The sequence below is a fragment of the Streptomyces platensis genome (assembly GCF_008704855.1).
In the GTDB taxonomy this organism is placed as follows: domain Bacteria; phylum Actinomycetota; class Actinomycetes; order Streptomycetales; family Streptomycetaceae; genus Streptomyces; species Streptomyces platensis.
This window is the reverse complement of the sequence record NZ_CP023691.1, coordinates 8,483,066-8,501,012: the sequence shown is the minus strand read 5'-3', so window position 1 is coordinate 8,501,012 and position 17,947 is coordinate 8,483,066. Positions and strand designations below refer to the sequence as shown.

General features: G+C 67.5%; 13 protein-coding genes and 2 pseudogenes. 9 read left to right on the top strand and 6 right to left on the bottom strand.

Annotated features, from left to right (window positions below):
• Window positions 1-447: 447 nt before the first annotated feature.
• From CP981_RS37490 to CP981_RS37480, 3 genes are all read right to left on the bottom strand, one after another.
• On the bottom strand, window positions 448-903 hold the full coding sequence (locus CP981_RS37490; protein ID WP_143659086.1) for a hypothetical protein: 456 nt from the start codon (window positions 901-903) through the stop codon (window positions 448-450).
• A 111-nt stretch (window positions 904-1,014) separates the two neighbouring features.
• Window positions 1,015-1,716 (bottom strand): class I SAM-dependent methyltransferase, encoded by a 702-nt coding sequence (locus CP981_RS37485; protein ID WP_085928458.1) that lies wholly within the window; start codon window positions 1,714-1,716, stop codon window positions 1,015-1,017.
• A 138-nt stretch (window positions 1,717-1,854) separates the two neighbouring features.
• Window positions 1,855-2,226: a glycine-rich domain-containing protein gene (locus CP981_RS37480; RefSeq protein ID WP_085928457.1), complete on the bottom strand. Its 372-nt coding sequence runs from the start codon at window positions 2,224-2,226 to the stop codon at window positions 1,855-1,857.
• Window positions 2,227-2,344: 118 nt separating this feature from the next.
• Between CP981_RS37480 and CP981_RS37475 the strand changes: the two genes are divergently transcribed.
• From CP981_RS37475 to CP981_RS37465, 3 genes and pseudogenes are all read left to right on the top strand, one after another.
• Window positions 2,345-2,755: a LexA family transcriptional regulator gene (locus CP981_RS37475; RefSeq protein ID WP_143659085.1), complete on the top strand. Its 411-nt coding sequence runs from the start codon at window positions 2,345-2,347 to the stop codon at window positions 2,753-2,755.
• A 62-nt stretch (window positions 2,756-2,817) separates the two neighbouring features.
• Complete coding sequence (locus CP981_RS37470; protein ID WP_085928456.1) at window positions 2,818-4,143, top strand: HEPN/Toprim-associated domain-containing protein; 1,326 nt, start codon at window positions 2,818-2,820, stop codon at window positions 4,141-4,143.
• Between the two features lie 50 nt (window positions 4,144-4,193).
• A pseudogene (locus CP981_RS37465) lies at window positions 4,194-4,388 on the top strand (transcriptional regulator); the annotation flags it as partial.
• 410 nt (window positions 4,389-4,798) lie between these two features.
• Here the strand turns inward: CP981_RS37465 and CP981_RS37460 are convergent.
• From CP981_RS37460 to CP981_RS37450, 3 genes are all read right to left on the bottom strand, one after another.
• Complete coding sequence (locus tag CP981_RS37460; protein WP_143659083.1) at window positions 4,799-8,896, bottom strand: hypothetical protein; 4,098 nt, start codon at window positions 8,894-8,896, stop codon at window positions 4,799-4,801.
• Window positions 8,897-9,188: 292 nt separating this feature from the next.
• Entirely contained in the window at window positions 9,189-11,627 is a 2,439-nt protein-coding gene (locus tag CP981_RS37455; protein WP_085928454.1) for a DEAD/DEAH box helicase, read from the bottom strand.
• Between the two features lie 131 nt (window positions 11,628-11,758).
• Window positions 11,759-12,982, bottom strand: coding sequence for a VWA domain-containing protein (locus tag CP981_RS37450; RefSeq protein ID WP_085928461.1), 1,224 nt, complete (start codon window positions 12,980-12,982; stop codon window positions 11,759-11,761).
• A 337-nt stretch (window positions 12,983-13,319) separates the two neighbouring features.
• On the opposite strand from CP981_RS37450, the gene CP981_RS37445 reads away from it, so the two are divergent.
• The 6 genes and pseudogenes from CP981_RS37445 (at window position 13,320) to CP981_RS37420 (ending at window position 17,830) form a co-directional block, all read left to right on the top strand.
• Window positions 13,320-14,066, top strand: coding sequence for a hypothetical protein (locus tag CP981_RS37445; RefSeq protein ID WP_085928453.1), 747 nt, complete (start codon window positions 13,320-13,322; stop codon window positions 14,064-14,066).
• A 137-nt stretch (window positions 14,067-14,203) separates the two neighbouring features.
• On the top strand, window positions 14,204-14,875 hold the full coding sequence (locus CP981_RS37440; RefSeq protein WP_167536199.1) for an AAA family ATPase: 672 nt from the start codon (window positions 14,204-14,206) through the stop codon (window positions 14,873-14,875).
• Window positions 14,876-14,937: 62 nt separating this feature from the next.
• Window positions 14,938-15,087 (top strand): annotated as a pseudogene (locus CP981_RS39680) (hypothetical protein); the annotation flags it as partial.
• A 64-nt stretch (window positions 15,088-15,151) separates the two neighbouring features.
• The gene (locus tag CP981_RS39100; RefSeq protein WP_244329982.1) at window positions 15,152-15,988 is read left to right on the top strand and encodes an OLD family protein; all 837 of its coding nucleotides are present in this window, start codon (window positions 15,152-15,154) and stop codon (window positions 15,986-15,988) included.
• 730 nt (window positions 15,989-16,718) lie between these two features.
• A complete protein-coding gene (locus CP981_RS37425; protein ID WP_341873704.1) occupies window positions 16,719-17,012 on the top strand; it encodes a UvrD-helicase domain-containing protein in 294 nt (97 codons plus the stop codon).
• Entirely contained in the window at window positions 17,012-17,830 is an 819-nt protein-coding gene (locus CP981_RS37420; RefSeq protein WP_150522391.1) for a P-loop NTPase family protein, read from the top strand. The genes CP981_RS37425 and CP981_RS37420 overlap by 1 nt, the downstream gene beginning before the upstream one ends.
• Window positions 17,831-17,947: the final 117 nt, after the last annotated feature.

The window sequence follows — 17,947 nt, the reverse complement described above, 5'->3', positions numbered from 1 at the left end:
GGGTAAGAGCACGCTGCGCGTGCTCTGAGTGAACTGCCCCGCGTTGCGGGGCAGTTGCGGGTGCTTCGCACCCGCGCCCCCGATGCTTCGCATCGGGGGCGGCCCTCGCTTCGCTCAGGCCGAGGTCTTGTCTCCGCTTCGCTGCAACAAGACCTGAAGACAGGTCCGCTGCGCCCCCCTGCCTCAAGCTCTCCGGCTCCGCCTCCGATACTTTGGCCCGCTTCGCGGGTCAAATGGCGGGCTACGAGGTAGGGGTGACGGTACGCCAGAGTAGCCCCTGAGAGGGGGTGCTTCCTTGGGTTAAGATTTTTGGTGGATCCAGATCTCGTGCTCGTGCCCTTCCTGGGCGTCCTCTCGAAAGGGACGGCATGTTGAGCTCGCAGGCGAGGCTGTGAGTCGGGGCGAATGTGACGGTGTGATCAGGTGGGACAGAGGCAGGTGTCCTGGTCAGTGGTCAGGAGCCTCCTTCGTGGGGGATTTGGTGGTTCGCCGATTCGGTTCCCGGTGGATTGCATGCTCGACCTCTTGGATTTCGCGTATTCCGTAAGCGGTGCGGATGCCTGAGATCGTCATGCCGCTGGCCTGAGCCAGGGAGTCCAGGCGGTACGGGCGGGGGCCGTGGAACTCCCTTCCGTAGGCGAGGAGTCGGCGGATCTCGGCATCCGCTGCCGCTTTGCGGGCTCGGGCGTCTTCGAGGGCCAAGAGCAACGGGTCGGCTTCGAGGCCCTCGCTCGCGGCCTCCAGGTGCTCCGCCTCCTCTGTGCGGAGGCGTTCGGCCTGTTCGCAGGCGTCAAAGTAGAGGTCGGGCGGGGTGACCGAGCCCGGCGGCGGCAGTGGGAATCGGATTGCCGCGATGTCACCAATCGAGGTCATATTGCGATGGTCGCAAAATATTGCGCTCATCGCAATACTCTCAGGGGGCTTCTGCGGCGTGGGTTGGCGAGTCGCATCTCGGGCCTCCTTCGAGATCCCGAACCGCGCCCTGGCTGCTCGGTGCTCTCCGGCCGGCCGCGGTTAGGCCGGGCGGAAGGCCGTCACGAGTAGCGTGTCAGCGGTGCGCTGCCCGCCCTTGGCGGCCGGCAGCACGTCAGTGCTGATGTCGGTGAACCCGGCCTCGTCGAGGACCTTCGTCCAGACGTGCTCCTGGAGCACCCAGCGGCGCATCGTGGTCGCCTCGCCATCGGGTGTCTTCGCCGGGATATCAGCGGCCACGACATCGGGCTGCGCGGGCGCGCCGCTTAGGTAGTGGGCGAGGGTGGAGAACCCCAACCGTCCACCGGGCCGCAGCGCAGCGGACGCTGCCGGCAGCAGTTCGCGGGGGTCTGCGAAGTCCACTGCGCCGAAGACGCTGTAGAGCACGTCATAGGTGTCGGGCATGGCGTGCAGGTGGTCCACCACGTCGGACGGCATGATGCGCAGACGCGGCGCGAGGTGACCGAAGAGGTCGGTGGCCATCTCGTACTGTGCGGGCGAGACGTCAACCGCGATGACCTGGGCGGGCTCGTGGTGGACGACCAGATGGGCAGCGTGCCGGGCGGCGCCGGAGCCGAGGTCGCCGACGACTCGCCCGGTCAGGTCACCGAGGGCTTCCGGGCCAGGCCCGCCGTCCTGGCTCCACGTCCAGTGGAATGCCTCGGGGACGGTCCGGTCGGTGGCGGCGCGGGTGCGGCCGTAGTGGTGCCAGAGGTCTGTGGTGTTGGTCGTCACCCGCCCCATCCTGACGGGGTGTGGCCCGGCGTTGGGCCGGTTCGGCGGAACGTCACCCGCGCATGTTCGGTGCCCCAGCCCGGTCGGCCGGACTGGGGCACCGAGATGAAGTGATCAGTGCGAGTCGTTGCCGGGGTGGCACGGGCCTCAGGTCGCTGCGTCGGTCCACAGCGACAGGTCGACCTCCCAGCCGTCGGCGGCGATCCGGTGGGTCGTCTTGATCACGGAGCCGTCGTTCTTGAACTCGACGAGGGGCACGTGATGCAGGAAGTGCCCGTTGTTGTACGTGTTGCACAGCTCGGCGTAGTTCACGGTGTCGAGGATGATCGTGTGGACGCCGATGTCGACGAGCGTGCTGGGCGCGAGCCCCAGCGACTCGCCCCGGTGGGCCATCGCGGTCAGGAGGTAGGCGTACCCCTGGCCCAAGACGCGAGCGGCCATGATCGAGTCGTAGGGGTAGTCGCGCATCAGGAGTGCGACCTGCTTGTCCCACAGGTCGGCCGGCACGACATCCCGCACCGAGCGGACCGGGCCGGCCTCCGGTTCTGTGGCCAGGGTGGATGCAGCGGCTCATCGAGCGACGGGAAGAGATTGTTGCCTTCCTCGCCCGCAACACCCCGCATCTGGAGGCGACCGCATGACCCGCCAACTCGCAGTCCCCTCAGAGCTCAGGGTCCGCGCTGTCCTTGAGGAGCTCCGACGACAGGCAGCCGACGAAGGCAAGGCGCCCAGCGTTCTCGCCCTGGCCAGGAAGCTCGGCTTGAGCAACACGACGTTCCGCCGCCACCTTCCTCACATCGCTCGCGAGATCACCGAGAGCCGCTCTTCGTCAGGCGGTTCCTCCGGCGAGGAGCGTCGAACCCGGCTCGACACGGTCGTCGGGAGGAACGCCAAGCTCAAGATCGCCAATCGAACCCTCAGAGGACATCTGAAGCTTGCTGCGGCCCAGATCCAACGCCTCGCTTCTGAGAACGCACAGCTTCGACGAGCACTGGAAGCATCCGCCAAGGTCACCCGCATCGATCCAGCTCGGCAACGACGACCCTGAAAGGTCAACGTTTGAAACTATGAGCACCAAATGATCTCGCAGCACACCGATCGGAGAGGCGCATGGGGGACATATGGACCCTCCTGCTGGGCGGCAGGGACATCAGGGGCGGGAAGAACGAGACGCCCGCCAAGCTCATGACGGTCTTCCGTGAGGAAGACAAGTACCAGCACCTCGAATGGGCTCGGCGCATCGACGAGGCCAACGCGCGTGGTGAGGCAGCGTGGGACGAGCTCGATGATTTCGAGGGCTTCGACCATCGTGAGCTCTTCGGTTACCGGACCACAGTCGAGACGATCATGACTCGCCTCAAGCTGATGGGCTTCGATCCCGATCGATGCAGCCAAGAGATGATCAAGGATCTCGAAGGCGTCAACGAGGATGACATGGAGGACGGTCTACTGGTTCTCAGCAGCCGTCCCACACGCGACGGGAAGCAGGAGATCTGCCATCGGATCTCTGCCGCCGAGGTCCTTGCCACGGGGATCGCGGCCTATCTCAAGCGAGCGGAGGCCTTCGGGAACTGGAAAGTGGGGGACGATCACCCAGAGCTGGCCGAGCTGGAAGAAATTTGTGTTTCGCAGCTGGACTTCTTCTTTGACGACCTCGCAGTCGATCCGAGGCTCTTCCTTGCCCTGATCCTTAGTTCCCAAGCTCCGGAAGAGGTCCTACAACTTGACCTGAGTGACCTGCTTATCGCTGGCTACTTCGAGAGCAGTGAGGCAGTCTCGACCGAGGCCCTCCAGCAGCTGCGAGATGAGATGGCGAGTAGTGGACCTGTCATCGTCATCACCGAGGGGAAGTACGACTCCCGTGTCCTAGGCCGGGCGCTACGTATCGTCAGGCCCGACATCGCCGGCTACTTCGCCTTCTGGAACCTTGAGGAAACCAAGGCTGCGGGCGGGACGGATCGGGTGGTCGCCAACCTCAGGAGCTTCGCAGCCGCAGGTGTGATGAACCGTGTCATCGCCCTCGTCGACAACGATGCCGCTGGACTGGCTGCACTGAAGTCCTTGGCCAACCCGGCTCTTCCCAAGAACTACATCGCTCGCAATCTGCCCGATCTGGACTACGCGCGCGCTTATCCAACCCACGGACCTTCGGGCCCAAGCCAGGACGACGTCAACGGCCGGGCTTGCTCCGTCGAGTTCTACTTCGGGCTGGACTGCCTCATCGGACCTGATGGAAATCCCGTCCCCATCCAGTGGACATCGCTGAACAGATCGGTGAACACATGGCAGGGAGAACTGCAGAACAAGCGCTACGTCGAAGAGAGGATCGATGCTCTGCTTGACGCTGCGGAAGCTGGACAGGTGCCACTGGACGAGCGCTGGGATCCCCTTCGAGAGATCGCGCAGATCCTCATCGATGCTGCCCAGAGCCGGTAGTCGCATCCGGCACTGCCAGCGGTCAACGGTCAGCTCCAAACCATAGCCACAACATGGCACGAGCCTGGTGGGCATGGAACCGCCCCGAGCAAACCGCCCGCGCCCTCCTAGGCGCCTACCGAGCCAGCCCCGCCGAGGTCCGCGACCGGCCCGCGATCCGCGGCATCGTCGACGAACTGGCCGAGCGTCACCCCCGCACCAACGGCGTACGCGAACTGCACGACGCCGTGGCACGGGCCGTCTGACATCCGGCCAGTGGGGCAACTACTCCTGGAGTTTTGCTACACGGGCGGCGGATGAGCGCCACTGGGCGACAGTGAAAGCGAGGAGCCTGCCGCGGACAGCTGTCGCCCATCCGAAGCGGGGCCGGCGCACGAAGAGCAGCAGGTGCGTGCCGGGCAAGGCAACGCGAGCACGTTTGTCTTTTGTGCCCCTCCCCTTACCCGGTGGCAGCGTCTGCGGCGGCCCGTCGTCGCTCGGCTGGCGGTTCCTGGGTGCCGTTGCCGTGCCCAGTGGCTCGCCTCGCCGTACGGTCAGCGCACAGCCCCGCTGTGACAGGACAGCAGGCGGTCCCGCACTCCCTCGCACGTTGTGCGGGACCGCTATCTCCTTCCTGTGCCCTCACGGGCCAGCTGGCGTAGACGTGGGCTCGCTGTCAGTCCGTCTGGGCGCCAGGGGGCCTGCAGTCGAGGACTCTGGCACGGACCGCGACCTCGTGTTCGGTGGCCAGTTTCTCCTGCTGACGTTCGATCTGCTGCATGGTGTGGTGCGGCGAGCAGCGCCGCCTCTCCGGTCGCCACAGGTCACAGTCGAAGAAGCCGACCAGGAAGATGCCTGCGGTGTGAGGCCGGCCCAGGTAGCGGGTCACTAGCTGATCCGTCAGCGCGGTGGGCAAACCACGGTTCCAACAGCCCTTGGATTCGATGACCACGGTGAAGGGCTCAGTGCCCTGGGAAGGGTCGGCCGCCTGCACGTGGATGTCTGTGCGGCCTCCTCCGGCGCCTGGGCGGTCGACTTGGACCTCGCGGTTGAGGATGATGCGCCGCCCGTCGAGGTGAATCTTCAGCAGGCCCATGACGAGGTCGCTGAAGTCCTCCTCCCACATCGGCCACATCTCAGCGTCGCCGGCCGCGGCAGCGCGGTTCCACAACAGAATGGCTATCCCGTTGGGGCCCGACAGCGCCTCCTGGACGCGGTCCAACGCCTCCATGACGACGTCGAGGAGCTGGGCCTCATCGGTGATCACGCGGAGACTGTGATCGGCCGCCAGTTTCCGCAACTGCTGCACGGGCAGCGGCCGGCACTGACGCTGGGCTGCCTGGCGGGCGGTGCGGCGGGCCAGTCTCCGTAGCCGTGCGGGGCCATGGGCAGTTGATGTGGCCAGGCGGCTGAGCTGGTCAGCCGCGCAGAGTGTTCCTTTGTTGGCGATCAGCTGGGGCAGAGCGTCCGCAAGTTCGTGGAGCGTCTCCTCTGTGGTGATCCAGTAGGCGACACCCGACTCATGCTCGGGCCGGGGCCGGTTAAGCTCTTCCCTCTCGCACAGGCGCACGTAGAGGTCTGCGAGATCGGCTTCGTCAAGTCCTGCGACACCTGCGGGCCAGCGGCCGGGGCCGACGGTAACGACGCTGTCGATCACCGCGTGGCACAGCTGGGTGTCGTCGAAAGCCTGGCGGATGTGCGGCCAGCTCTCGGGCAGGTCGTCGTAGGCCATGAGGGTTTGCACCGCGGTGATCCAGCGTTCCGCGGCTTTCGGTGTATTGTGGGGCGGCTCGGCCGCCACAGTGTGCTTTAACAGCGCGCGGGCGACGCTGTCACCGAGGTCGGAAAGCGTTCTCACCACTGCGGCCCAGGATGCGTCACAGCGGCCGGGAAGAGCAGCCCAGTCTCGAACGAGGCCGACCTCGTCGTCCGCGCCCCGCTCGTGCAGGAAACGGACCAGTTCCGCGAGCCGGTAGGAGTCGAGGCGGTCCAGACAGGTAACGAGCGCCGTCTCGAACGCGACTCCTGCATGGCGAGCGCACTGCGCGAACAGGCTGTGATGCAACGCCTGGTCCTGCGCCGAGAGTGTCATCGTAGCTAGAGCCAGTGCCCAACCAGCCCACCGGTCGACGTCTGTGCCCGGTACTGCGGACTCCCAAACACTCGCCGGAACGAATCCGGCTGCGGATAGTTCCGGTACATCTGCCCACTCGGTGCCCCACGTCGCGACGTTGTGCGCGCTCCACGCCGGAGCTGTGGCCACAACCCGCACGGCGGCCTCAGCCAGCTTCTCGCCCAGAGCACTGTCCGGCGGCGGACATGAAGGTGCCGCGGCGACCGCGCCGAGGCGTGAAGACTGTTCAGCGCACCGGCCGTCGCTGCTGCGGTAGAGGTGGCCGAGGACAGCGCCCCAGGCCGCGCGCACTCCTTCCGGCTCGGCCGTGTGCACCATCTCCAGCGCGGCGGTGAACTGCCCCTCGTCGAAGGTGTGGCGGCGCCGCTGTTCCTCTTCCCGCTCCCGCCTGCGGCGCTGCCACTCCGGGAGTGGAGCATCCCACCAAGCGGTGGCGTCGCGGAGCTCCTCGTCCGCCTGCCGGGCCCCCTCGACGGCCTCCCGCAGCAGCTCATCATCCGGGCGAGGCGAACGGCTGAACAGCGGTTGTGCATTGCGCCGCGCCTTCTGAGGAAGGTGCGGCCACCGCTCGGCCCAATAGAGCAGGTCCTCGCCCGAGAACAGGCCCACGTCCGGTGTGGCGAAGGTGATTTCCAGGATGTGCTCCTGGTTGCTGTGGTGCAGGACGTAGTCGGCAAGCCGGCGGCGCAGGGACGGCGCGATGTTCAGAGAGTCGTACAGGTACTCGAGCACGGTGCGGGACTCGACGGTGTGGGACAGCTCGGGGTAGGCCGCCAGCGCGACGAGCGCCTGGCCCGCCCGCTCCTCATGAGGCTTCGCGCTCATAGCTTCTTGCTTGCCGATGAGGCGGATGCATCGGGCCAGCAGGGCTGTGGCCATCAGTGACTTGGGGTCTTGAGCCTGGAGGGTTTTGATCGACCAGTCCAGCGCATCGTCGAGAAGCTCTGCGGTGACCAGGTCCATGCGCGTTTCTAGCGTCGGCCGGTAGGTCCATGACTGCTGGGCGGGAAGCAGGTCGAAATACTCGGCCAGCTTGAGGTGCTGCGGCCACAAGTGCCTTAGCGCCGCCTCGGCGACGCCGGGGCGCGCATCAGCGGCCAAGTGGCGCAGGCGTGCGATCACCTCGCCGCCCATCACGTGCTCCTCGCCCAGTGCGTGCAACGCGAAGGAGCGAAAGCGTGTCGGCAGGGTGGTGTCTTCCGCCGTTGAAAGCAGAGTCGTCATCAGATGGGCCGGGTGGCACTTCGCAGCGATCCACAGGGCCAGGTACATCTGGTTCAGGTCCGTCTTGCGGGCCAGGAAGGGCTTAAGTTGTTCGGCGAGACCGGGGTGGTCCAGCCTCTCCAGCAGAGCGAAGTCGAGGCGCTTGGAGCCCTCGTCAGGGGCCGCTTCCAGGAGAGCCTGGGCGGTCCGCTGCCGGTGCCCGGCTGGCAGGGCGGGAAGATCGGCCAGCAGGAGGATCAAGGGGTCGTGGGTGAGTAGGTCCTCGAACAGACCCGGATCGTCGACGGCCAGACGGGCCGCGATCTCCTCGTGCTCAGGCAGTACGTGGCGCGCCGGGCCGCTGCCCGCCCACAGCAGCTCTCCCCGCACCGCCGGGGCGATGCGGGCATGAAGGTATTGCGACGCCAGGTGCTCCTGGTAGCTGCGGTGTGCGAACACCCATCGGCGTTGGCCCACCGCCGTCAGCAGGCCGGACTCGGTCAGGTGCAGCAATTCGTGGCGGCGGCATGTCAGTTCCGGGACAATTCCGGGAATACCGGGGCCGGACAAGCTATCGAGGTGCAGTTCCCCCACCAGCGCTGGCTCGCCGTCTGTGAGGGCCGGGCTGCAGCTGAACTGGAGGGCAGCCGCAGCCCAGCGGGCCACCTCCAGCAGGTGATCCACCGCAGGCCGTTCCTGACGCTGGGTAAACCCTTGCGACCAGGTCTCCGTGCACAGCGTGCGGCATGCCTGCTCGTAGGCATCGGCCACCGTTTGGGGGAGTTCTTTGCCTTGGGCCTGAGCCTCCAGCAGCGGGGTCAACGTGACGGGCTGCTGAGCCAGGGCCTCAACGCTCCGGCCAGTAACTTGCTCGGCAAAAGCGGTGCCATCCAGTCCACGCTGCTCAGCTGCACTCTGCACGTCGTGTCGTGTCAGCGCAGCGAGCGTCATCAACGCCACCTGGCCAGGGTCCGGCCACAACTCGCGCAGTCTGCCTTCCAGGGCGTCGGGCCAGCGGGTGGTACGGCAGGTGATCCGTAGCCGCAGCCCCTCCCGCTGGGGCGTATCCATCCCTCGCAACTGGTGCAGGAGAACCTTGTCGAGGCTAGGGATGTCGCTCAGGCCTTCGTCCAGCCCGTCCAGCAGCACATATCGAGTCTGGTCTACTCTCGCGTGCAGGCACAGGTGCTGGCCCAGGGTGCTACTCGCGGAGGCCACATCGAAAATGTCCCGGCCCAGATGCAGCAAGGGCGCGACTTCAATGCCCTCCTCGCTGAGGAGGGCATGCTCCTGTTCCAGGGCCACAGACTTGCCCGCGCCGCGCTCCCCCAGCACTACGACGACCGGCACATCCCGTAGCTCGTCTAGCCGCACCGATGCGTCGGCATCAGGCCCGTCGTCAAACGGATCAAGCTTGCCACCACTGCTGGCAGGCAAGACCCTCAAGGACCGTCGCCATGAGTATCGCATCAGGCCATTACACCCGCTCCGTAACCTGAGCGAGGAGGCTCTCAACTATTACTGATACGCGACGCGCACCGACGACCAACTAGTAGGCGAACCAGTTCTCTTGCGCACCGCCGCTATTCGGTAGCTCTCAGTGGAAATGAGCCATCCCTACTCAATGGTTGGGCTCTGCTCACGCTGATCGGCTGGTGACACCATCCCATCGCGCTCTCGTCGATGAGGCAGCGCGGCAACGTAGGCCTGTGCCTTCGCGCACGGCGCGTCAGGCCGGGATGGCGGGAGCGGCGGTGTCTTCGGTCCAGTCGCCGTCGAACAGGGCAGCGGCGAGGCGGACGTGTTCGTCGGGGAGTTGACCTGCGCGGTGCTTGGTGCGGGCCTTGGCGAGCCAGGCGCCGATGCTGACGGTTTCGCCGTCGACGCGGATCGTCTCGCGGGCGGTGGGGGCGCGGCCTTCGCGGTGGAGGAAGAGTTCCAGGAGCTGGACGGTCTGTGCGAATGTGCGGCGGGTGCGGCGGGTGGGGGCCAGAGGGTTGGTGTCCGGGGTCAGGCCGAGGCCGGAGAGGAGGCGTTGCTGGCCGGGGTGGAGGGTGTGCCAGGTGGTGAGCTGTCTGTGCAGCCAGGAGCCGATCTTGGCCGTGCCGAGCAGGGTGTGGCGGGTGAGGGCGGACGGGTCGTGGCCGGCGGCGAGATGGCCATGGAGCAGGTGGTACTTGCGGTGCCAGTCCGCGCCGTGGGGCAGGCGCCAGTGAGGATCGAGCGCCGCCAGGTCGGCGGCGCGTGCCGGGTCCAGCTGGCCTTTGGTGGCGAGGTGACGTTGTTCGGCGAGCCAGGCGCCGACTTTGGTGGTGGCGGGGGAAGCGAGGTGGGCGTGGGCGGCGTGGTAGTCGGCGGCCATGGTCAGGCGGGCGCGCCAGGCGGCGTCGTGCTTGTCCCAGATCATGTTCAGGGCGTCGAGTTCGGCGATCCAGTCCGCATCCAGACGGCCGGCGGTGCGGGCATCGCGCATGGTGGTGATGAAGGTGCCCAGGGTGTAGCCGGCGGGGTCGGTGTAGCCGGCGGGGACGTCGAGGTGGCCGTGTTCGTCGCGGTATGCCTGGGCGGCGGCCAGGCCGAGGCGGCGGGAGCGGGAGGCGGCCGCGTCGCGGGGGTCGAAGGAGGCCAGGTCCATGGCGCGGGCGATGCGCTCGGGGTGGACGGTGAAGTCGAAGTGCCAGCGGCGCTCGATAACCTCGCTGGTCTCCTTCGGTAGGCGGTTGGCTTTGTCGGGCAGGCGCTCGAGGATGCGGTGGTCGTGGCTTGCCAGCGCGGTGGCGATCGCCCACACCGGCTCGTAGGCGGTGCCGAGGATGTCGTCGGGGTCAGCGCCGGGCGGGACGTAGACCGGGACGATGAGGCTGGCGACCTTGCCGGAGACATCCAGGCGCAGGGCGCGGCCGAGGGCCTGGACGCAGCGGATGACGCTGCGGGTGGGGTCGGCGAAGACCACCGCATCGACGCTGGGGATGTCGACGCCTTCGGAGATGAGGCGTGCGTTGGTCATGATCGCGCAGGAGGCGGCGGCGAAGTCGTCGAAGATGTCCTGGCGCTGGGCGGGGGTGTGCTCGCCGTGGGCGAAGAACAGCTGCGGGGTGATGTCCGGGCACAGCTCGGGTGCAGTGCGGCGCAGCATGCGCAGGGTGTGGGGTAGTTCGCGGGCGAAGCGGCGGGCGTCGGAGACGAGGGTGAAGTACACCAGCACCCTGCGCAGCCGGTGTTCGGTCATGGCTTTGAGGACGGCGAGGTGCAGCGCGGTGGTGCGCAGCGCCTCCTGTGCCTCGCCTTTGATGCCGTCGTCGCCGGTGGTTCCGGGGGTCGGCAGGTTCAGGCGCGTGCGCAGGTCGGCGTCGGCCAGGGTGGGTACCACGATGCGGTAGTCCGCTGCCCGGCCGTCGGCCACCGCGGACGCGAGTGGGTATTCGAAGATCTTCTTGCCGTAGACGGCCTCGTTGTCCATGGAGTTGGCGGAGGCGTCGAGGTCCGCCTCGGTGCCGGTCCAGCGGCGGCGACGCGGGCGGGTGGTGTTGGCGGACTCCGCCAACTCAGGCGAGCCGAAGATCCGCGGCGTGGCGGTCATGTAGAGACGACGGTCTGCGTGGATGCGCGTGGCGTCGTGGACGGCCGCCCACTTCTTGTCCGCCCGGCCGGCGATCCTGTGCGCCTCGTCCATGATCGCGAGGTCGAACGGCGGCACCGTGTACTGCGTCTTCTGCGTCTGTTCGATCTTGTCGAGGGAGTCGTAGGTGCAGATCACCGTCACCGCAGGAACCTGGTCAGCCCCCTTCCCCACCACCGACAGCAGCGCCGCGAGGGCGGGGGCGTTGCTGGTCGAGCCGACCCGCGCCGCGACCAGATCCTCCCGGCCGGCCGCGTCCATCGAGGACACGATCACCATGTGCTCGCCGTGTCCGTCGCGACGCCATGCCAAAGCCGTCTGCGCAGCCAGATCCAGCGTCGGTACCACGAACAGCACCAGCCGCGCGTCGAGTTCGTCCGCGACCCGGACCGACACCAGTGTCTTGCCCGTCCCCGTCGCAGCGACCAGCAGCCCCCGCGATCCGGGACGGCGCAGATGCTTGGCCGCCCGCTGCACCGCCTGAACCTGATCCGGAAACAACGGCCGCTTGTCCTGGCCATTGGATCGGGGAACTTCGACCACCGTCATGCAGGGCTACCTCAACAAGAGGGGACTTACCGGCGGGCCCGTTGTTTGAGCCACCCGGGGCATCCTCCCAGACCGGCACCAAACCCGGGGTCCTCGCGGCTCCGGACTCACAGTTTCGTGCCGTTCGTTGCTTACGGCTTCATCCATTTGCCGAAGGCTTCGATCAGGCCGGTGTAGAAGCGGTTGCCTGGGACGGCCCCGGGGTTCTTGCTGGCGTCGTAGAAAGCGACATTGTTGAAGGATGCCGAGGCGGAGGCGTTGAGGTTCTTGTAGAAGGCGAGCTTGCCGCGGCCGAAGCCTACGAAGAGCCAGAAGACCCCCAGGGTGGCGGTGTTCTGCAGCAGTGAGCGCACTTCGGACTTGTCCCAGGGCTCGTCGCCGACCTGAACGATCACGAAGGCGGGGTCGGCGGCTCCGGATTCCTGGTAGTGGTCGACCGTGCGGCGCATGGCGTCTGCCACGTTGCCCCAGCCCCAGTCGACCTGGGTGTGTAGCTGTCCGATGCGGCCGCGGTAGTTGTCCAGTCGGATCTCCTCGAGGAACGGTTCTCGCCCGCTGGAGAAGACCACGGGGACAGTGCCGTCGTCGTCCAGGTTGGCTGAGAGTGCCAGCACTCGCTCGGCGAAGGCCTGGACGGCGAAGGACTCGTACATCTCCTCCATGTGGTAGTCGTGATCGAGGATCAGGTAGACCGCGGCACGACGGTTGGCGATCCCTCTGTTCATGAGGGCTTGTCCGGCCTGCCGGGCCGGCTCCAGTAGAGCGGGGGCCTGGCGCTGGATCTTGGACAGGTTGACCGTCTCTCCTGCAGCGGGCCCCGCTTGTGCAGGGACCGCGATGGCGGGCGGTGTGCTGGTGGCGGCATCGGCGTCGATATCGACGCCGTAGTCGGTGGCGAGGCCCGCGAGTCCGGAAGCGTAGCCCTGGCCCACGGCGCGGACCTTCCAGCCGTCACCGCGGCGGTAGAGCTCAGCGAGCACCACGACCGTCTCGCGGGCGCCGAAGTCAGGGGCGGTGAAAGCCATACCGACCGTGCCGGCCTGAGTGATGCTCACCCGCGGCGCGGTCGTGAACACGGCCCCGGGCTGAAGCGGGTCGACGCTCGCGACGAGCACCACCGTGGCCACGCCGGAGGGAATCCGGTCCAGGTCGGCCGTCACCGTGTGGCCCGAAGCCTGCACACCGTCCTGAGCCGGGTGGTTGTAGAAGACGAGATCGTTGTCGCTGCGGACCTTACCGTTGCTGCCCAGCAGCAGTGCCGAGACGTCCACCGCAGGCTTCGCTGCGGCAACGGTGAAGGTCACCTGCCCCGCCATGAGGGCAGCGTTTTGGCCTTTGAGCAACGACGTCGTCATATCGGCCCCCTTGATCACAGATACGGAAGCGATTCTTCCCCCGCCCAGGGCCACGCCGCAGCCAATTCGAGAATCCGCTCACAACGGTCACGTCACCGCACAACGTCATCAGGCGTCCGAGACGTCATGGCGAAGCAGCTCCCTGGGTGCCGGCGGCGAATGTCTTCAGCCGCAGCCCGGGGCCCTGCAGCAGTTGAAGCTGCGGAAGGCGGCCACGGCCAGCCTGCCGGGGGCGTCGCGTGTTCGAGGCAAGGTCGTATTGACCGGCAGCAACTCCCGCCGCTATTGGTGTCGTTGACTGCGGCCGTGCGGCCGTGAGGCGTAACGGGGAGGGCACGTGTCTGCGATCTGGTGGCTCGTCGTCGTAGTGGCTCTCGGCGTGGGCTGGGTGGGCTGGCGACTCGCGCAGTTCCCGGGCGGCTGGGCGTACGCCTTCCATGAGCAGTACAGGGCAGACCGGGAAGCCCTGGACGGTGCCCGTGGTGCTGTGCGGCAGCTGAAGGGCACGGCTCGCCGAGAGCTGCGGCAGGCCCAGACGGCCGTGACGCGGGCGGAGAAGGCGTACCGGAGCCGGATCTCTCGAGTGGAGGCCGAGTTGCAGCAGCTGCGCACGCCGAACCGTGGGGATCACGTCGATCAGCTGGGCCAGATCGTTCTGCACGAGCACGCGCTCCTCGTCGCAGACGACGAAGTACCGCTGGCCGGCTTACAAGTCCGGTTCGATCTGGCCCGCTCCACCCACGTGTCGTACGTGTACCTGACCCAGCCGGACGGGCGGGAGCGCCTGGAGCGCTTCGCGGGGGATGAATTCCCCGAAGACACAGTGCGCCAGTTCAGCGTGCGGCTCCAGAACGCGGCCGTCGCAGCGAACCAGCTCCAGGCGCTGCGGTGTGCCGATATCCACAAGCTCGAGGCTGAGCTGCGTGAGGCTCAGGAGGCGACCGAACCAGTAGAGACGGCGCGGGAACTGCTGGAAGAGATGCGCGCCCGGCACGGCAGCGATCCGCAGCTCCCGAAGGCTCGGGCGGCTCTCGACGACGCATGCGACGTATGGCAGGAACTGACGGGTCGACGCCCCTTGTAATCCCGGTCGGGTTCCTTGCCTGCCTCGGGGCGGAAGGACCCCCTGGTATCCCAATCGATGAACATGTGCCGGAACCTATGGGGCCCCTGAAGGCGGGCACACCGCTTACGATCAGCGGGCGAGGGGAGGGGTTGGGTATGCATGTGGCCCAGGTGCTGGTCGAGCGGTTTCGGTCGTGTGAGCGGGCTCTGATCCCGCTGCGGCCGGAGGTGACAGTCCTGGTCGGGGAGAACAATGCAGGCAAGACGACGGTCGTGGATGCCCTGCGGCTGCTCACCGATCCGCTGGACGGCCGCCGGTCGCGGTATTTCGAGGAGGCCGACGTGCTGCAGGCGGCGGTCCATCTAGGCGGTCCATGCTTGCAGTTGGATCTGGCAGATGTCACACCGGCGCACAGTGGCGCCTATCTCGAGGCGATGGTGCACGGCACCGCCGCTGATGCGGGGACGGCACGGTGGCAGGTGTCGTATGCACCACCGCAGCCCGGCGGTCGTCGCGGGAGCACAGCTTGGTCCCAGGGTCCGGGGCATCCGGTGACCGGCGAGCCGCCGGCACGCGGCGGGGTCCGGCACGTGTATCTGCCCGCGCTGAGGGATGCGGAGCGGGAGCTGGCGTCGGCTGCCGGCGATCGGATCCGGCTGATCCTGCGAGGTCTGCTGGGGTCGGAGGAGCAGGTGGATGCCTTCGTTGCACGGATCGGTAAAGGGCTGAAGGCGGTCACCCGAGGACGAGGATGTGACCGCGGTCAGCAAGCGGATCAATACACCGTTACGCAAGCTGACGGCCGGTGCGCACCTACAGGCCAGTGAACTGGCGCTGGCCGAGCCTACATTCGCCTCGATCGCGCGGTCGCTACGGATGCTGCTGGGGGATGCGGTGTGTGCCGTCCCCCCTGGCCGCCTCCGGCCTGGGCTACGCCAATACCCTGTTTATCGCCACCGTGATGGCGGAGCTGGACGCGGCGGCCGAGGCCGATCTGACGGTCCTGCTGGTGGAGGAGCCCGAGGCACATCTGCATCCGCAGCTGCAGACCCCTGCTGCTGCGCTATCTGCAGCGTCGGGCGCGCGAGTCGCGCCATCGACCGGTGACCGATCCGTCGCAGCCGGCGGGGCATCTGCAGGTGCTGGTGACGACGCACTCCCCCATCCTGTCGGCCGCGGCCAGCGTCGAGGATCTGATCGTCATGGCCCGGTGCCCAGCGCAGCTGTCCACCGGCTGGCAGGCCCGGCCACTGCCGGTACCCCGGCTGGAGTTGAAAAAGCACCGGATGCGGCATCTGGACCGCTACCTGGACGCCACCAAGAGCGCGCTGCTGTTTCTCTCGCGCGCTGTCCTGGTGGAAGGGATATCCGAGCTGTTACTGCTACCCGCGCTGGCCCAGCGGGTGCTGGCCCCGGAGCAGCAGGAGGACCCAGACAAGCGGCAGCGCGCATTCGAGGCGCTGGAGCGGTTCTTCGGCGCCACCCGTGTCATCGTGGACGGGGTCGGATTCGAGGTGTACCTGCGCGTGCTGATGGCACCGGTTGACGGGGTGTGCCTGGCCCGGCGCGTGGCGCTGATCACGGACACCGATGTGCCGCCCGGGGCCGAAGAACCACGCCGACTGGGCACGCTACGGTCGCTGCCACAACGGTGGGGCTCTCCGGGCCGATTGGAGCTGTGCGCGGCGCCGCGCACCCTGGAGCCGGCTCTGTGGTCCGCAGAGAACACCGAAGCATTGCGTGCGGCGTTCCTCCAGTGCGCGCCCCGCTCAGACAAGCGCTGGCAGCAGGTGCTCGCAGCCCCGAATCCGGCTGTCACCTTCGGTGAACTCTTCGTCGGCAAGGACAGCCGCACCCTGGTCGCGGGCGCCCGACGAACTGGCGAAGGGAACCAAGATTTCCAAAGGCCCGGTTTGCCCAGGAACTCGCCGATGTCCTGAGCGACCCGACAGTGCCGTTCAAGGTGCCGGCCTACCTGGAGCGCGCGATCCACTTCATCACCGACCCGGCCGACGATGCAGCAGACACACCGTGAGCGGGCACGCTTCGCCCGAGGGGGCGCGGGCCGGTGCCGAGGCCCAGCAGCGAGCCGCGGTCGCAGTGCCGGCACCCGCGTGGGTGCCGGCATGCCCGGGGGCCGGCAAGACCCAGGTGATCACAGAACGGCACCTGTCCGCACCTGTCCAACCACTGCGCCAGGGACGCGCGTTGATCTCGTTCACCCGCGTGGCACGGGACCAGATGGCCCGTCGCTGCCGCCTGGCGGGTCGCGCTGACCTGGTGCAGGCTCCACATTTCATCGGCACGTTGGACTCGTTCCTGTGGGAGTTTTTGGTCCGGCCACTGCGCCCGGCGCAGCCGGCGCCGCGTCTGCTGGAGTCCTGGGCGGGCGTCAAGGCACCAGTGCAGGGGCTGGACCGGGAGCTGGGCCTGCACCGGTTTCCCCTGACCGTGGACCCTTCGGTCAAACCGGCTCGTGAAAGAGTCGCCTGGACGACCTCGACCGCGACACCCGCATAGCGCTCGACGGCAGCGAGTGCAGTCGCAGCACGTGGCAGCGGAAAAATCCTCGAGACCCGTAACTCCTGGTGCAAGCAGGGCTACTACACCGGACACGAGACGCGGCTGCTCGCCCTGTGGGCCCTACGCGATCCTTTGGCGTCTGGCCAGGTGCTGCCACCGTTGCTGTCCCGGTTCGCGGAGGTGGTTGTCGACGAAGCACAGGACTGCTCCGCTGCCGACCTGGCGATCCTGAAGCGGCTGCACGAGGCCGGGCTGCCGCTGGTCCTGGTCGGCGACCCGGACCAGTCCATCTACGCCTGGCGTGGCGCCGACCCGCAGGCTCTGCATGCCTTCACGGCCCGGCTAGGGCCAGCTCCCCTACGGTTGACCGGCAAACTGGCGCAGCTCCCCCGTCATCTGCCGCCTGGCGGCCACCCTGCGCGCCGGGAACCGGGCCCCTGATGTCTCTGTGCAGCAGCACGAAGCGATCCCCCGTGCTGCTGCTGCCCACCCGCTTCGCTGCCACCGGTAGCCGCCACCAGCACGCCTTGACGGGCACGGGCATCGTCGAGGCCTTCCGCGGCCTCGCCCAGGACTACGGCATCCCACCCGACGACTGCCTGGTGACCGCCTACCGCTACGCCACCCTGCCCGGAATCACTCGTGAGCGGCCCAACGCCAATGCAATCACCAGCCTGGCCTGGGCCCATACTGTGACCCACACGCCAGGCGCCCCTCCCTCCGACCTCACCCGGGCCTGCGCGGTTGCGGTACGCGCCCTGTTCGGCTACTGGTTCCCCGACGAGACCGGCGGACCGGACCGCATCTGCGCCACGCACCGACTGCCGTTGAGCCAGGTCAACCGGACGGCCTTCGCCTTCCTGCACAGCCTGCCCACCCCGAACAAGGACTGGGGCAGCCAGGTATGGCAGGCGATGAAGGTTTGGCCCCCGCTTCCCGGCGCGGCCCCGAACGGCACCCGCGGCCGACTCGCCGGACGCCCCACCATCGCCCGGCCCACCCCCGCCAGCGGGATACGCACCAACACCATCCACCAGCTCAAAGGCGACGAAGCCGACGGCGTGCTCCTTCTGCTGCCCGAGCCCGGGAGCGTGCGCCGCTGGGCCACTGGCGATCCCACCACCGACGAAACGCTGCGTGTGTGGTACGTAGCCGTCACCCGTGCGCGTCGGCTGGCGGCTCTCGCCGTACCGGAGGACGAAGCCGATTCTCTCCAGAGTCTGTTGATTGGACGTCACGTCCCCATCCGTGTCGTCTGATCGGTCGTCCTCGTGGATAGAAGAGGAGGCGTCGTGCACTGCAGCACTCAGCCATACGGTCCACTTCGCTGCCGAGCGCTTCTCCATCCGCTTTCCGCCGGCGCCCGGCACTTCGCC

Bases quoted from the DNA above. Each gene is read 5' to 3' on its own strand.
- CP981_RS37490 (WP_143659086.1), bottom strand. From the start codon at position 903: ATGAGCGCAATATTTTGCGACCATCGCAATATGACCTCGATTGGTGAC.
- CP981_RS37485 (WP_085928458.1), bottom strand. From the start codon at position 1,716: ATGGGGCGGGTGACGACCAACACCACAGACCTCTGGCACCACTACGGC.
- CP981_RS37475 (WP_143659085.1), top strand. From the start codon at position 2,345: ATGACCCGCCAACTCGCAGTCCCCTCAGAGCTCAGGGTCCGCGCTGTC.
- CP981_RS37470 (WP_085928456.1), top strand. From the start codon at position 2,818: ATGGGGGACATATGGACCCTCCTGCTGGGCGGCAGGGACATCAGGGGC.
- CP981_RS37455 (WP_085928454.1), bottom strand. From the start codon at position 11,627: ATGACGGTGGTCGAAGTTCCCCGATCCAATGGCCAGGACAAGCGGCCG.
- CP981_RS37450 (WP_085928461.1), bottom strand. From the start codon at position 12,982: ATGACGACGTCGTTGCTCAAAGGCCAAAACGCTGCCCTCATGGCGGGG.
- CP981_RS37440 (WP_167536199.1), top strand. From the start codon at position 14,204: ATGCATGTGGCCCAGGTGCTGGTCGAGCGGTTTCGGTCGTGTGAGCGG.
- CP981_RS37420 (WP_150522391.1), top strand. From the start codon at position 17,012: ATGTCTCTGTGCAGCAGCACGAAGCGATCCCCCGTGCTGCTGCTGCCC.